Origin of the sequence: Streptococcus mitis (genome assembly GCF_002005545.1) — a bacterium.
GTDB lineage: Bacteria > Bacillota > Bacilli > Lactobacillales > Streptococcaceae > Streptococcus > Streptococcus mitis_I.
In genome coordinates this window covers 1,534,887-1,548,837 of the sequence record NZ_LBMT01000001.1, presented here as the reverse complement: position 1 = coordinate 1,548,837, position 13,951 = coordinate 1,534,887, and the positions used below count along the sequence as shown (strand labels likewise).

Here is a 13,951-nt window from a genome sequence, read left to right as displayed (position 1 = left end):
AAATTAAAGAAGGTGATTACGCTTGTCATTATTTAAAAAAGAACGATTTTCGATCCGAAAAATCTGTGGGATTGTTGGTTCGGTGTTACTCGGAAGTGTCTTGGTTGCACCGTCAGTAATTCATGCTTCTACCTATCATTATGTTGAAAAAAGCGCTCTTACAAAGGAAGAACAAAGCAAGATTCAGGAAGGAATTCCTACTGATAATGAAGCAAGTTATGCTCTTATTTATCAGCAGGAAGCTCTTCCTGCAACAGGTTCATCGACTTCTGTGTTTACAGCTTTAGGTCTATTAGCTGTTGGTAGTTTAGTCCTTTTGGTTCATAAAAAGAAAAAAGTTAGTAGTTTGTTCTTAGTTACTACTATCGGACTAATTAGTCTTTCTAGTATGCAAGCTCTCGATATAGGCAATCCTTTGAAAGCTCCAAGTAATGAAGGAGTAGTTCAAATTACTGGATATCGTTATATTGGATACTTATCCCTTGATGATAATGCAATTTCAGAAATTCAACATAAGGATGAAGGGACAAAAAATGTTCCAGTATCTGAAACTCAGGAAAGTATCCCTAATGAAGCGCCTAAAGCTGAGAAACCTAAATACACTGAGCCTGTAAGTACAGTCCCAGACAAGGCTCCTAAAGTAGAAAAGCCTGACTATACGCAACCAATAGGAGCAAACCTTGTAGAGCCAGAAGTTCATGAAAAACCAGCATACACTGAACTTGTAGGTACTGTTCCAGACGAGGCTCCTAAAGTAGAAAAACCTGACTATACGCAACCAATAGGTACAAACCTTGTAGAGTCAGCAGTTCATGAGAAACCCGAATATACAGGTCCAATTGGCGGTAATTTAGTTGAACCAGCAGTTCATGAAAAACCAGCATACACTGAACCTGTAGGTACTGTTCCAGACGAGGCTCCTAAAGCAGAGAAGCCTGACTATACGCAACCAATAGGTACAAAACTTGTAGAACCAGAAGTACAACCAGCGTTGCCGGAAGCTGTTGTGACTGACAAAGGGGAACCAGAAGTACAACCAGCGTTACCAGAAGCTGTTGTGACTGAAAAAGGGGAACCAGAAGTACAACCAGCGTTGCCGGAAGCTGTTGTAACTGACAAAGGAAAACCAGAAGTTCAACCAGCGTTACCAGAAGCTGTTGTAACTGATAAAGGGGAACCAGAAGTTCAGCCAGTGTTACCAGAAGCTGTTGTAACTGACAAAGGGGAACCAGAAGTTCAGCCAGCGTTACCAGAAGCTGTTGTGACTGACAAAGGGGAACCAGAAGTTCAGCCAGTGTTACCAGAAGCTGTTGTAACTGATAAAGGGGAACCAGAAGTTCAGCCAGCGTTACCCGAAGCAGTAGTCACAGAAAAGGGAGAACCCGCAGTTCAACCATCCTTACCCGAAGCAGTAGTCACAGAAAAGGGAGAACCCGCAGTTCAACCAGCGTTACCAGAAGCTGTTGTGACTGAGAAAGGGGAACCAGAAGTTCAACCAGCGTTACCAGAAGCTGTTGTGACTGATAAAGGGGAACCAGAAGTTCAACCAGCGTTACCGGAAGCTGTTGTGACTGAGAAAGGGGAACCAGAAGTTCAACCAGCGTTACCGGAAGCTGTTGTGACTGAGAAAGGGGAACCAGAAGTTCAACCAGCGTTACCAGAAGCTGTTGTGACTGAGAAAGGGGAACCAGAAGTTCAACCAGTGTTACCCGAAGCAGTAGTCACAGAAAAGGGAGAACCTGAAGTTCAAGCTGAGTTGCCAGAATATACGTCAAAAGTTGCTCCAACTTTGACTTTAGATAAGGTTACAGAAGATGCGATGGATCGTTCAGCTAAATTGGATTACACTCTTGAAAATACAGGTAATGCTGAAATTAAGAGCATTATAGCTGAGATTAAAGATGGGGACACTGTTGTTAAGCGAGTTGATTTATCTAAAGAAAAATTGACAGACACTATTCAAGATTTGGATTTATTCAAAGATTATAAAATTGCAACAACAATGACTTACAACCGTGGTGAAGGTGATGAAACATCTAAATTAGATGAAAAACCTTTGCGTTTGGAGTTGAAAAAGGTCGAAATTAAAAATATTTCATCTACTAATTTAGTGAAGGTGAATGATGATGGTACTGAAACACCAAGTGATTTCATGAGCGAAAAACCTTCTGATGAAGATGTGAAGAAAATGTACTTAAAAATCACTAGTCGTGATAATAAAGTAACACGTTTAGCAGTTGATAAAATTGAAGAAGTGACTGAAGAAGGTAAGAAACTTTATAAAATCACTGCTGAAGCTCAAGATTTGATTCAACACATTGATCCATCTAAGGCGCGCAATAAGTATGTTTATTATATAGAAAACCCCCAACCTAAAGAAGATAATGTCTACTATAACTTTAAAGATTTAGTAGACGCTATGAATGTTAATAAAAATGGTACATTTAAAATCGGAGCAGATTTGAATGCAACGAATGTACCAACACCTAACAAACAATATGTTCCAGGTACGTTTAAGGGACATCTATCAAGTGTTGATGGTAAACAATATACAATTCATAATATTGCCCGTCCCTTATTTGATCGTGTTGAAAATGGTTCTGTGAAAAATATTAATTTAGGTAATGTGGATATCAATATGCCTTGGGCTGACGGAATAGCACCTGTTGCCAACATGGTGAAAAATGCAACTGTTGAAGATGTTAAGGTGACTGGTAATGTAGTTGCTAATAACAATATTGCAGGTATCGTCAATAAAATCGATAGTGGTGGTCAGTTGACAAATGTAGCCTTCATCGGTAAACTCACGGGTGTTGGTGATAAAGGTCAATATATGGCTGGCATTGCCGGTGAGATTTGGAGAGGTAATGTTGCAAAAGCATATGTCGAGGCTGATATTGTTGCTAACAGAGCCCGTATAGGTGGTTTAGTTGCTAAAACAGATAATGGTAACGACTCTATGGGAATTGGTAAATATGGTTCAATTCGTAAATCGGTCACCAAAGGAACCATTAAGACTAAAGTTTTGTTTGAAACAGGTGGATTTATCAATAGCAATCTTCCTTTTGGTAAACTGGAAGATAATATTTCAATGATGAGAGTTGAAAATGGTGAAGAGTTCTTTGGTTCTTCAGATTTGGACTACGATGGTGGTTATTTCACAAATGGATGGTTAGAGCGTAACTTTGTTGTCAAAGGTGTCAGTTCAGGTAAACATTCATACAAACGTTCTCGTGACAAAATTAAAGAAATTAGTCAAGATGAAGCTAACAAGAGAATTGCAGCCTTTAATATTACTGCTGACAAATACGAAATCAACGAACCTGTGGTCAATCGCTTAAATCGTTTAACCAGAAGAGAAGATGAATATAAGTCAACCCAAGACTATAAAGTAGATCGAGATCTGGCTTATCGTAATATTGAGAAACTTCAACCATTTTATAATAAAGAATGGATTGTCAACCAAGGTAACAAACTTGCAGAAGATTCAAACTTAGCTAAGAAAGAAGTCCTTTCTGTTACGGGAATGAAGGATGGTCAATTCGTGACCGATTTATCGGATATCGATAAAATAATGATTCACTATGCAGATGGTACAAAAGAAGAAATGGGGGTCACACTCAAGGATTCTAAAGTCCAACAAGTGCGTGAATATAGCGTATCTGGTCTTGGTGATGTTGTCTATACACCAAATATGGTTGTTAAAAATCGAGACAAACTGATTGCAGATGTGAAAGAGAAGTTATCTTCAGTCACATACGATTCGCAAGATGTTCGTAAAATTATTGGAAATCCAGCTGATTTGTATCTAGAAGAAAGCTTTACTGACGTCAAAGACAATCTTGATAAATTTGTGAAAGCTTTAGTCGAAAATGAAGATCATCAATTGAATAGTGACGAAGCTGCGATGAAAGCACTTGTGAAGAAAATTGACGATAATAAAGCGAAAATTATGATGGCTCTATCTTACTTGAACCGTTACTATAACATTAAGTATACTGACAACAGTATGAGTATCAAAGACATTATGATATTTAAACCTGACTTCTACGGTAAAACACCAAGTGTGTTAGATCGCTTGATTAACATCGGGTCTAGTGAGAAGAACTTAAAGGGTGACCGAACTCAGGATGCTTATCGTGAAATCATTGCAAGTAATACTGGTAAAGGTAGTCTTCGTAACTTCCTAGAATACAACATGCGTTTGTTTACAGAGGATAAAGACATCAATGATTGGTTTATCCACTCAGCTAAGAATGTTTATGTTTCAGAACCTAAAACTACAAATCCTGACTTTATCAATAAACGTCATAGAGTCTTTGATGGTTTAGATAACGGTGTTCATGGCCGTATGATTTTACCACTTCTAACGCTTAAAGATGCACATATGTTCTTAATTTCAACATATAACACGATGGCGTACAGTTCATTTGAGAAATATGGAAAACATACAGAAGAAGCTCGAAACGAATTTAAGAAAGAAATTGATAAAGTTGCTAAGGGACAACAAACTTATCTTGATTTCTGGTCCAGATTAGCTCTGCCTAATGTTCGTGATAGACTTCTTAAGAGTCAAAATATGGTACCGACACCAGTTTGGGATAACCAGACCTACAATGGTTCTCCTGTAGGTCGTCGAGGATTTGACGGTAAAGGTAACCCTGTAGCCCCAATTCGTGAATTATATGGTCCAACATGGCGACACCATGATAGAGACTGGCGTATGGGCGCTATGGCATCAATATTCCCTAATCCAAATAATGATGACAAGGTCTTGTTTATGGTGACGGATATGATTAGCCCATTTGGTATTTCAGCCTTTACTCACGAAACAACACACGTAAACGATAGAATGCTTTACTTCGGTGGTCATAAGCATCGTCAAGGTACAGACGTTGAAGCCTATGCACAAGGTATGCTGCAAACACCTGATAGTTCAACGACTAATGGTGAATATGGCGCACTTGGAATTAATATGGCTTACCATCGTCCAAATGATGGTAACCAATGGTACAACCCAGATCCTGACAAATTAAAGACACGTGATGACATTGACCGCTACATGAGAAACTATAATGAAGCTATGATGTTGCTTGATCATGTAGAAGCTGATGCTGTACTTCCTAAAATTAAAGGAGACAATAGTAAGTGGTTCAAGAAGATTGACAAAGAAATGCGCTCTAAGATTCAGTACAATGATCTTTTAGGTCCAAACCAATGGGATAGTGTCCGTGATTTGAAAGGTGAAGAAAAGGTAATGACTTTATCTAGCGTCAATGATTTAGTGGATAATAACTTCATGACAAAACATGGAAATCCAGGTAATGGACGTTATAGACCAGAAGATTTTACACCAAACTCAGCTTACGTAAATGTCAATATGATGGCTGGTATTTATGGTGGTAATACAAGCAAAGGTGCTCCTGGTTCATTATCATTTAAACACAATGCTTTTCGTATGTGGGGTTACTTTGGATATGCAAATGGATTCATTGGATATGTCTCTAGCAAATATCAAGATGAAGCTAATAGACAAAATAATAGCTTATTAGGAGATGATTTTATCATCAAGAAAGTATCTGGAGACAAGTTCAAGTCACTTGAAGAGTGGAAGAGACATTGGTACGAGGAGGTTCTTGCTAAAGCTAAGAAAGGCTTTGAAGGTATCGATATTGATGGCGTCCATATCAGTAACTATGATGAGTTAAGGCCTTTATTTGATAAAGCAGTCGAAGAAGATTTGAAAAAAACAGATGACTTCTCTCATACTGTAGCTCTTAAATCTAAGGTATTCAAAGCCCTTCTTAAAAACACAGACGGTTTCTTTAATAAACTGTTTAAAGAAGACATTTAAACGTTTAAAATAAAGAGGACAGTTTTTTGCTCCCTCTGAAAGTCATCATTTGATGGCTTTCAAAAAGCACCTCAAAAAAGGTATTGCCAAGTTGCAATACCTTTTTTTGAGGCTCTTTTATCTTGTCCTTGTTTCAATTGACGATACCACATTATGTACTGTTTTGCTTCATTTTACTATAAAAGGACTTAGTCCTGTGCAGTACAGAACTAAATCCTTTCGATAATTATTTGTGCAACTTTTTGGGGTTAGTAAAGAGAAACTCGTTTTTGTTCATTCTCTTTCTGTGTCAAGTCTCTTAATCTTTATTTTCGTATGGTAAGATCAAGTTCAAGATGATTCCTGTCATGGCTGATAGGGCAGTACCTGAAAGTGTAACTGGACCAAGTTTAAGGATAGCTCCTCCAAGTCCAAGGACCAACATAGCACTTGCGATGATGAGGTTACGCATTTGAGCGAAATCAACACGTTCTTTAATCAAGACTTTCAAACCGTTGCTGGCGATAACCCCATAGAGAAGGATTGACATACCACCAAGTACAGAGTTTGGAATAGTTGAAATCAAAGCAGTGAATTTACCAAGGAAGCTTAGGGCAATCGCGATGAAGGCAGCGTTACGGATAACTGAGACAGAAGCGATACGAGTCATACCGATAACCCCTGTGTTTTCTCCATAAGTTGTATTGGCTGGTCCACCAAGGAAGGCAGATACTGAAGTTGCGATACCGTCACCAAGAAGAGTACGGTGAAGACCTGGTTCTTTCAAGAATTGACGGCCACAGATTTGACCCAAAACAGTATGGTCTCCGATATGTTCAGAAATTGTTACGATAGCGATTGGCAAGATGGCGATGGTTTCTGGACCAAAGTAAAGATTGTATTCTTTAAAGGCACCACCAGTGCTAAATGGCAAGTAGAAACCAGGAATTTCAAACCAGTTAGCTTTAAGAACTGGTGTAAAGTCAACCAAGCCAAGAGTTAGTGCGAAGAGGTAACCACCGATAATGGCAAAGAGGAATGGAATGATTCGTAGGAATCCTTTTCCTTTTGTATTGATAAAGGCAGCAATCAAGAAAGTAACAACTGCTACAAGAGCATTTTTCCAGTTTCCATCAGCTACAAGACCAGCGTTGGTAACAGCTGAACCTGCAAGTCCAAGACCGATAACGATAATCATAGGTCCGATGATGATTGGTGGCAAGAGTTTATCAATCCATTTTGTACCTGCAAAACGAACACCAGCAGCCACAAGGACATAGACCAAACCAGTCAAGATAACCCCTGTTTGAGCAGCAGATACATCACCACCCATTTCTTTCATAGCAAGTGACATTGCTGTGATAAAGGCAAATGAAGAACCTAGATAAACGGGAACTTTAAAACCAGTTGAAATCATGTAGATGAGTGTCCCGACACCCGAAGCAAAAAGGGCAACAGATACAGGCATTCCCAAAATCAATGGTACCAAGATGGTCGCACCGAACATGGCGAAAACGTGTTGGAAACTAAGGAGAATTCCTTTTCCAGCTGAAGGACGTTGGTCAACGTCTAGTAACAAATCAACAGTTGATTCTTGTTTCATATAAACCTCACTTTTGGGCATCAAAAAGAGCCCATTATTTTACAGCAATAGGCCCTCAGAGTAAGACTTCTTTAAAATCTAGACTTTAAAGAGTTTCAAATATTTCTGCGTCTTCGTCACCTCACGGGATGACATTAAAAACCTTTGCTTGTGATAGTATAGCAAAAATTACAAACTTTGTAAATATTTTTTTACTAAAAAGATTAAAGCGGGCGCTTATTTGGCATGCCAGCCTTACGTGGATATTTATTTGGCGTTTCTTTTTTCTTTTCTACCACTGTGATGTAGCGCGGATCTCCATTTGGTAGGGCGTAGCTGAGATTGTCTTCGACCTTACTAAAAAGGAGGTTGAGGGCATTCTTAGCTTCAATTAACTCCTCAGGCGCATTGCTGGCCTTGAGTGCCAATAGTTTGCCACCAACTTTAAGGTAAGGAATAGTCAATTCAGACAAGATCTGCATGCGGGCAACCGCACGAGCTGTTACAAAATCATATTGAGTACGGAAGTTCTTGTCTTGGGCAAAATCTTCGGCACGTCCATGGTAGAAATGAACATCGTCTAAATCCAGTTCTTGAGCCAAAAGTTGGAGGAAGTTTATGCGCTTGTTGAGAGAATCAATGATGGTCACATCTAGCTGAGGATAGAGGATTTTCATCGGCAGACTAGGAAATCCTGCCCCAGCACCGATGTCAAGAAGTTTGATAGTTTCATTGGGAATCAAGCCTTGCAGAATAGGTGCAATCGAATCGTAAAAATGTTTGAGATAAACTTCTTCCTTGTCCGTAATAGCTGTTAAATTAATCTTTTCATTCCACTCGACCAAGAGTTCAAAATAACGTTCAAATTGTTTTTTTTGCTGGTCCGAAAGTGGAAGATTTTGCTCGGCAAGCAAGTTGTAAAATGTTTCTGGTTTCATAGTTATTTCCTTCTTTAGTATGATCTTATTTTACCACAATCATTAAAAATTTGATATACTGGTACTAATCTAAAAGTAGAAAGGACTTATATAATGACTTGGATTATTCTTGGAGTTTTGGCTCTTGTTGTTATTTTTGTGATTGTTAGCTATAACGGTTTGGTTAAAAATCGTATGCAAACAAAGGAGGCTTGGAGTCAGATTGATGTTCAGTTGAAACGTCGAAATGATCTCTTGCCAAACTTGATTGAAACTGTAAAAGGTTATGCTAAATATGAAGGTTCTACCCTTGAAAAGGTGGCAGAACTTCGCAATCAAGTTGCTGCAGCGACTTCACCAGCAGAAGCTATGAAAGCTAGTGATGACCTCACTCGTCAGGTTTCAGGTATTTTTGCAGTTGCAGAAAGCTATCCAGATTTGAAAGCTAGTGCCAACTTTGTTAAATTGCAAGAGGAGTTGACAAACACAGAAAATAAAATTTCTTACTCTCGTCAACTTTACAACAGTGTTGTCAGCAACTACAATGTAAAATTAGAAACTTTCCCAAGCAATATTATCGCTGGAATGTTTGGATTTAAAGCAGCAGATTTCCTTCAAACACCAGAAGAGGAAAAGGTAGTTCCTAAAGTTGATTTTAGCGGTTTAGGTGACTAAGATGTTGTTTGATCAAATTGCAAGCAATAAACGAAAAACGTGGATTTTGTTGCTGGTATTTTTCCTACTCTTAGCTCTTGTTGGCTATGCGGTTGGTTACCTCTTTATGCGATCTGGGCTTGGTGGTTTGGTTATCGCACTGATTATTGGCTTTATCTATGCCTTGTCTATGATTTTTCAATCGACAGAGATTGTCATGTCAATGAATGGAGCGCGTGAGGTTGATGAGCAAACGGCACCAGACCTCTACCATGTAGTAGAAGATATGGCTATGGTTGCTCAGATTCCTATGCCTCGTGTTTTCATCATTGATGATCCAGCCTTAAATGCCTTTGCGACAGGTTCTAACCCTCAAAATGCGGCGGTTGCTGCAACTACAGGTCTCCTAGCTATCATGAATCGTGAGGAGTTAGAAGCTGTTATGGGACATGAAGTCAGTCATATTCGTAATTACGATATCCGTATTTCGACTATTGCTGTTGCTCTTGCTAGTGCTATCACCATGCTTTCTAGTATGGCAGGTCGCATGATGTGGTGGGGTGGTGCAGGTCGTAGACGAAGTGACGACGATCGAGATGGAAATGGCTTAGAAATCATTATGCTAGTGGTTTCCCTCCTAGCTATTGTGCTGGCACCTCTCGCTGCAACCTTGGTACAACTAGCTATTTCTCGCCAGAGGGAATTTCTAGCTGATGCTTCTAGTGTCGAGCTGACGCGCAATCCTCAAGGGATGATTAATGCTCTACGTAAGTTGGATAATAGTAAACCGATGAGTCGTCCTGTCGATGATGCCAGCAGTGCACTTTATATCAATGATCCTAAGAAAGGTGGAGGGTTCCAAAAACTTTTTTATACCCACCCACCTATCTCAGAACGGATTGAACGTTTAAAACATATGTAAAAATTTGCCTATACAATCCTAAAAAATGAGCATTCTCGTAGTTGGAGATGCTCATTTTATTATGTGACTATTAGTCCGTCTCGCTCCGTTAGGTGCGAGACAAAAAAACCACCCGCTATGCGGGTGCGCGTCGAAGGTTATACCAAAAAAACTCCGAACGCGATACAATAAAGGTGTTCAAGCCAATTGTAAAGCGAAAGGAGAAAAATATGGCACAAAAGGCTCATAGTTTATCGCACACAAAGTGGCACTGTAAGTATCACATTGTGTTCACCCCTAAGTATAGACGAAAAGTCATCTATAATCAATATCGAAGTAGTTTAGGCGAAATATTTCATCGCTTGTGTAGTTATAAAGGAGTTGAAATTATCGAGGGTCACTTAATGCCAGACCATGTACACATGTTAGTAAGTATTCCACCGAGGATAAGTGTTTCGAGTTTCATGGGTTATTTAAAAGGAAAAAGTGCACTCATGATGTTTGACAAACACGCCAATCTCAAGTATAAGTTTGGGAATCGGCATTTCTGGGCGGAAGGTTATTATGTGAGTACAGTAGGACTTAATGAAGCCACAATTAAGAAATATATTCAAGAACAGGAAAAGCATGATATAGCACTAGATAAATTAAGTGTAAAAGAATATGAGGATCCCTTTAGGGATAGTGGTAAGTAATACTAAAGCCTCTTTGAGAGGCAAGTGACGAGTCAAGAGCAATAAGGCTTGAACAAAGTGAAAGCCAGCGTCTTTAGGCGCTGGCTGGTAATTTGGGCTTATAGCCCTGGAACAAACCACCCGTTTGACGGGTGGTCATGATTATACAGAAACCAATTTGTTACGATACAACTTAGAATTTCTTTAGGAAACTTCGTTCAGAACACATGATATATCGAAGAAGAATCTAGCATCTATGTCAAATGGAGGAGGGCAACTGATCTCGTTTTTCGAAAATTAGAGAATATTTTTGGTGAGCTCAGAGTGTGTGTTAGAGACAACTAGACCAGCATAGTAGAGCTTGAATTCATTTTCACGAGCATGGATTTTACAAATCAGCTATTCAAAAACCACACAGTTGTTTTCAGCTTGATTGTGAGTAAAACTGAAATCACTGAGCGGTTTTATTTAGAATCTGGTTTTTGTCCAGCCTCTTTTATAGGCGATTTCGGAAAACTTCGTACATGAGAATGGCTGCAGCAACACTGGCATTAAGGCTTTGAACATGTCCATTCATCGGAATGGTAATCATTTCATCGACCTGTTTTTTGATGTTACTAGAGATACCTTTTCCTTCATTTCCGATGATGAGGGCGATTTTCCCTTTTGTATTCCACTTGTGGCAAGGAGTACCGTTCATATCCGTTCCAAAGGTCCAGAAGCCTTCATCCTTGAGTTTGTCCAGAGTTTGGCTTAGATTGGTCACTCGAGCAATTGGAACGTGCTCAATAGCACCTGTGGCTGTTTTGGCAACGACAGGTGTTACTCCGACAGCACGGTGTTTGGGAATGATGACACCTGAAACGTTGGTTGCATCGGCTGTTCGCAAGATAGAACCCAGATTATGGGGGTCGGTTAACCCGTCCAGAATTAATAGCAAAGGATTTTCTTCTTGGCGTGTTTTGGCAAGGATGTGATCCAGCTCGCTATAGGCAAATTCAGACACTCGTAGAACAAAACCTTGGTGGACAGCACCTTCAGTCATCTCAGAGAGGGATTTTTTTGAAGTCCAAGAAATGGATACCTTTTTTTCTGTAGCCAGTTCTTTGACTTTCTCAACATTCTTACCTCGGAGATCTTCTTGGAGGTAAAGTTTGTTTCCTGTGTTTGCAAGGAGGGCTTCGGTAACGGCGTGGACGCCATAGACAATATCATTTGTTTTCATGCCTCTATTATAACACAAAACCCCGTCTTGCAACGGGATTTTCTTTATTCCAGAATCAGTAAACCATCTTTAACTGCAAATGGGTCTTTTTCATTGATACGATCGTAAAACATGATACCGTTGATGTGGTCAATTTCATGCTGAACAACGATGGAGTTGTAGCCTTTGAGTTTGATACGGTGTTTTTCTCCATCTTTATCAAAGTAGTCAACAGTGACGCGAGCATGGCGGACTACATAGCCAGGCACGTTGCGGTCAACAGACAGGCAACCTTCTCCTTCTCCAAGAGCAGCGTCTTGAACAGAGTGAGAGACGATTTTTGGATTGTACATAATGGCTTGCAAATCGTAGGCTTCCTCTGGAGTTTCGCCTTCTTCAACAATATTAGGCACCAAAACAGCGATAATGCGTTTTGAGATATCTAATTGAGGAGCAGCAAGTCCAACTCCACCGCGGAGTCCCATTTTTTCAGCCATGACAGGATCTTGGGAATGTTTAAGGAATTGCATCATCTTTTCGCCAAGGATGATTTCTTGGTCAGACAAGGGAAAAGTGACTTCCTCAGCAACTGCACGAAGAGTCGGATTCCCCTCGCGGATAATATCTTTCATATCAATTAAGTGAGCAGCTTTTGTAATACGTTCTATAGCAGACATTTTCTCTCCTTTCATTACTTCTACATGATATCACAAAATGACAAGGATTGAAAGCATTACGGCATCGAGCTTTTATAGAAAATGCCTACTAGGTTCAATTCAATTGTGAAAGAATTACTTATCTGTGATATAATAAAAAGAAAAGGCTTGCATTAGAAAGTAGGGAGAATGAAGATGCAAAGAAGACAAGATAGATATAAACGTGGACCAGTTTTTCGTTTTGTGAAAGGTTTAGTCAACTTTTTTAGACGTTATCGTAAGTGGAGCAACAAGGGATTTGTGGTGATACTCTTGCTAGCTGTTGCTTTATCAATGGGTTTGGTCTTGTTGTTTGAAAGATTCCAAGGCATGTCTATGACCAGTCAAAAACGAGATACTATTTCTCAAGAAGGAACTAAGAAAAAGTCTCAGGAGCAGGAAGACGAAAAAACTGCTAGAATTATGGCTCATGGTGATTTGCTTTATCATGATATTCTTTACTTTTCAGCAAAAAAAGATGATGGAACGTATGATTTTCATGAGAATTTTGAGTATGTTACTCCTTGGCTTAAGCAAGCAGACTTAGCTATTGGTGACTTTGAAGGAACCATTAATAAGGATCATTATTTAGCGGGTTATCCTCTCTTTAATGCTCCTGTTGAAGTTATGGATGCCATTAAGGATGCAGGTTATCATGTTCTAGATTTGGCTCATAATCATATTTTGGATTCGCAAATTGAGGGGGTTATTTCAACGGCCGATATTATTGAGAAGGCTGGAATCACTCCAATCGGAGTTTATACGCACGAGCCACGTGATCAGGCTCCGCTGGTCATTAAGGAAGTGAATGGTATCAAGGTTGCACTTTTGGCTTATTCTTATGGATTTAATGGAATTGAGCAAAATATTTCTCAAGAGGATTATAATCACTATCTTTCAGATTTAGATGAGAATAAAATGAAGTCTGAAATTGAACGGGCGGAAAAGGAAGCAGATATCACTATTATCATGCCACAAATGGGTGTTGAGTATCGCATAGAACCGACTGAAGAGCAAAAAGCTCTTTATCACAAGATGATTGATTGGGGAGCAGATATTATCTTTGGAGGGCATCCACACGTAGTTGAACCGTCTGAAATTGTTGAAAAAGATGGGGACAAGAAACTCATTATCTATTCAATGGGGAACTTCATTTCCAATCAACGGATTGAGACCATGCAAGGGGTAGAAAATGCTAAGTGGACTGAACGGGGCGTTCTCATGGATGTGACCATTAAGAAGAAGGATGGAAAAACAACTATCGGAACAGCTAAAGCTCATCCTACTTGGGTCAATCGAACACCAAAGGGAACCTTTTCACCAGAAGGCTATCCTTTATATCATTATCAAACCTATATCTTGGAAGATTTCATAGAGGGTGGCAGTCATCGTGATCAATTAGATGAAGCGACTAAGGAACGAATTGATACAGCCTATAAAGAAATGAACGAACATGTGGGATTGAAGTGGGATTAGTTTGAATCCAGAGGA

9 protein-coding genes are annotated in these 13,951 nt (G+C 39.5%); 5 read left to right on the top strand and 4 right to left on the bottom strand.

Annotated features, from left to right (window positions below; all coding sequences use genetic code 11):
* Positions 1 to 22: 22 nt before the first annotated feature.
* The gene (locus QS39_RS07795) at positions 23 to 5,854 is read left to right on the top strand and encodes an SIALI-17 repeat-containing surface protein (protein WP_077805140.1); all 5,832 of its coding nucleotides are present in this window, start codon (positions 23 to 25) and stop codon (positions 5,852 to 5,854) included.
* Positions 5,855 to 6,152: 298 nt separating this feature from the next.
* Here the strand turns inward: QS39_RS07795 and QS39_RS07790 are convergent, their stop codons facing one another.
* Both QS39_RS07790 and rsmG read right to left on the bottom strand, forming a co-directional pair.
* On the bottom strand, positions 6,153 to 7,436 hold the full coding sequence (locus QS39_RS07790; RefSeq protein WP_004236272.1) for a uracil-xanthine permease family protein: 1,284 nt from the start codon (positions 7,434 to 7,436) through the stop codon (positions 6,153 to 6,155).
* A 203-nt stretch (positions 7,437 to 7,639) separates the two neighbouring features.
* The gene (rsmG, locus tag QS39_RS07785) at positions 7,640 to 8,353 is read right to left on the bottom strand and encodes a 16S rRNA (guanine(527)-N(7))-methyltransferase RsmG (RefSeq protein WP_077805139.1); all 714 of its coding nucleotides are present in this window, start codon (positions 8,351 to 8,353) and stop codon (positions 7,640 to 7,642) included.
* A gap of 93 nt (positions 8,354 to 8,446) precedes the next feature.
* Between rsmG and QS39_RS07780 the strand changes: the two genes are divergently transcribed.
* The 3 genes from QS39_RS07780 (at position 8,447) to tnpA (ending at position 10,582) form a co-directional block, all read left to right on the top strand.
* Positions 8,447 to 9,007, top strand: coding sequence for a LemA family protein (locus QS39_RS07780; RefSeq protein ID WP_077805138.1), 561 nt, complete (start codon positions 8,447 to 8,449; stop codon positions 9,005 to 9,007).
* A gap of 1 nt (position 9,008) precedes the next feature.
* On the top strand, positions 9,009 to 9,908 hold the full coding sequence (gene htpX / locus QS39_RS07775; RefSeq protein WP_077805137.1) for a zinc metalloprotease HtpX: 900 nt from the start codon (positions 9,009 to 9,011) through the stop codon (positions 9,906 to 9,908).
* A gap of 209 nt (positions 9,909 to 10,117) precedes the next feature.
* Entirely contained in the window at positions 10,118 to 10,582 is a 465-nt protein-coding gene (tnpA, locus tag QS39_RS07770) for an IS200/IS605 family transposase (protein WP_000057429.1), read from the top strand.
* A 475-nt stretch (positions 10,583 to 11,057) separates the two neighbouring features.
* On the opposite strand, the gene rlmB is transcribed toward tnpA, so the two are convergent.
* Positions 11,058 to 11,786, bottom strand: a complete 729-nt coding sequence (gene rlmB / locus QS39_RS07765; RefSeq protein ID WP_000855742.1) for a 23S rRNA (guanosine(2251)-2'-O)-methyltransferase RlmB — start codon at positions 11,784 to 11,786, stop codon at positions 11,058 to 11,060.
* A 44-nt stretch (positions 11,787 to 11,830) separates the two neighbouring features.
* On the bottom strand, positions 11,831 to 12,442 hold the full coding sequence (gene def / locus QS39_RS07760; RefSeq protein WP_001272936.1) for a peptide deformylase: 612 nt from the start codon (positions 12,440 to 12,442) through the stop codon (positions 11,831 to 11,833).
* Between the two features lie 174 nt (positions 12,443 to 12,616).
* Between def and QS39_RS07755 the strand changes: the two genes are divergently transcribed.
* The gene (locus QS39_RS07755; RefSeq protein ID WP_077805136.1) at positions 12,617 to 13,936 is read left to right on the top strand and encodes a CapA family protein; all 1,320 of its coding nucleotides are present in this window, start codon (positions 12,617 to 12,619) and stop codon (positions 13,934 to 13,936) included.
* Positions 13,937 to 13,951 lie beyond the last annotated feature (15 nt).

Coding starts and splice junctions, on each gene's coding strand:
- tnpA (WP_000057429.1), top strand. CDS start 10,118: ATGGCACAAAAGGCTCATAGTTTATCGCACACAAAGTGGCACTGTAAG.
- rlmB (WP_000855742.1), bottom strand. CDS start 11,786: ATGAAAACAAATGATATTGTCTATGGCGTCCACGCCGTTACCGAAGCC.
- QS39_RS07755 (WP_077805136.1), top strand. CDS start 12,617: ATGCAAAGAAGACAAGATAGATATAAACGTGGACCAGTTTTTCGTTTT.
- def (WP_001272936.1), bottom strand. CDS start 12,442: ATGTCTGCTATAGAACGTATTACAAAAGCTGCTCACTTAATTGATATG.
- QS39_RS07790 (WP_004236272.1), bottom strand. CDS start 7,436: ATGAAACAAGAATCAACTGTTGATTTGTTACTAGACGTTGACCAACGT.
- rsmG (WP_077805139.1), bottom strand. CDS start 8,353: ATGAAACCAGAAACATTTTACAACTTGCTTGCCGAGCAAAATCTTCCA.
- htpX (WP_077805137.1), top strand. CDS start 9,009: ATGTTGTTTGATCAAATTGCAAGCAATAAACGAAAAACGTGGATTTTG.
- QS39_RS07780 (WP_077805138.1), top strand. CDS start 8,447: ATGACTTGGATTATTCTTGGAGTTTTGGCTCTTGTTGTTATTTTTGTG.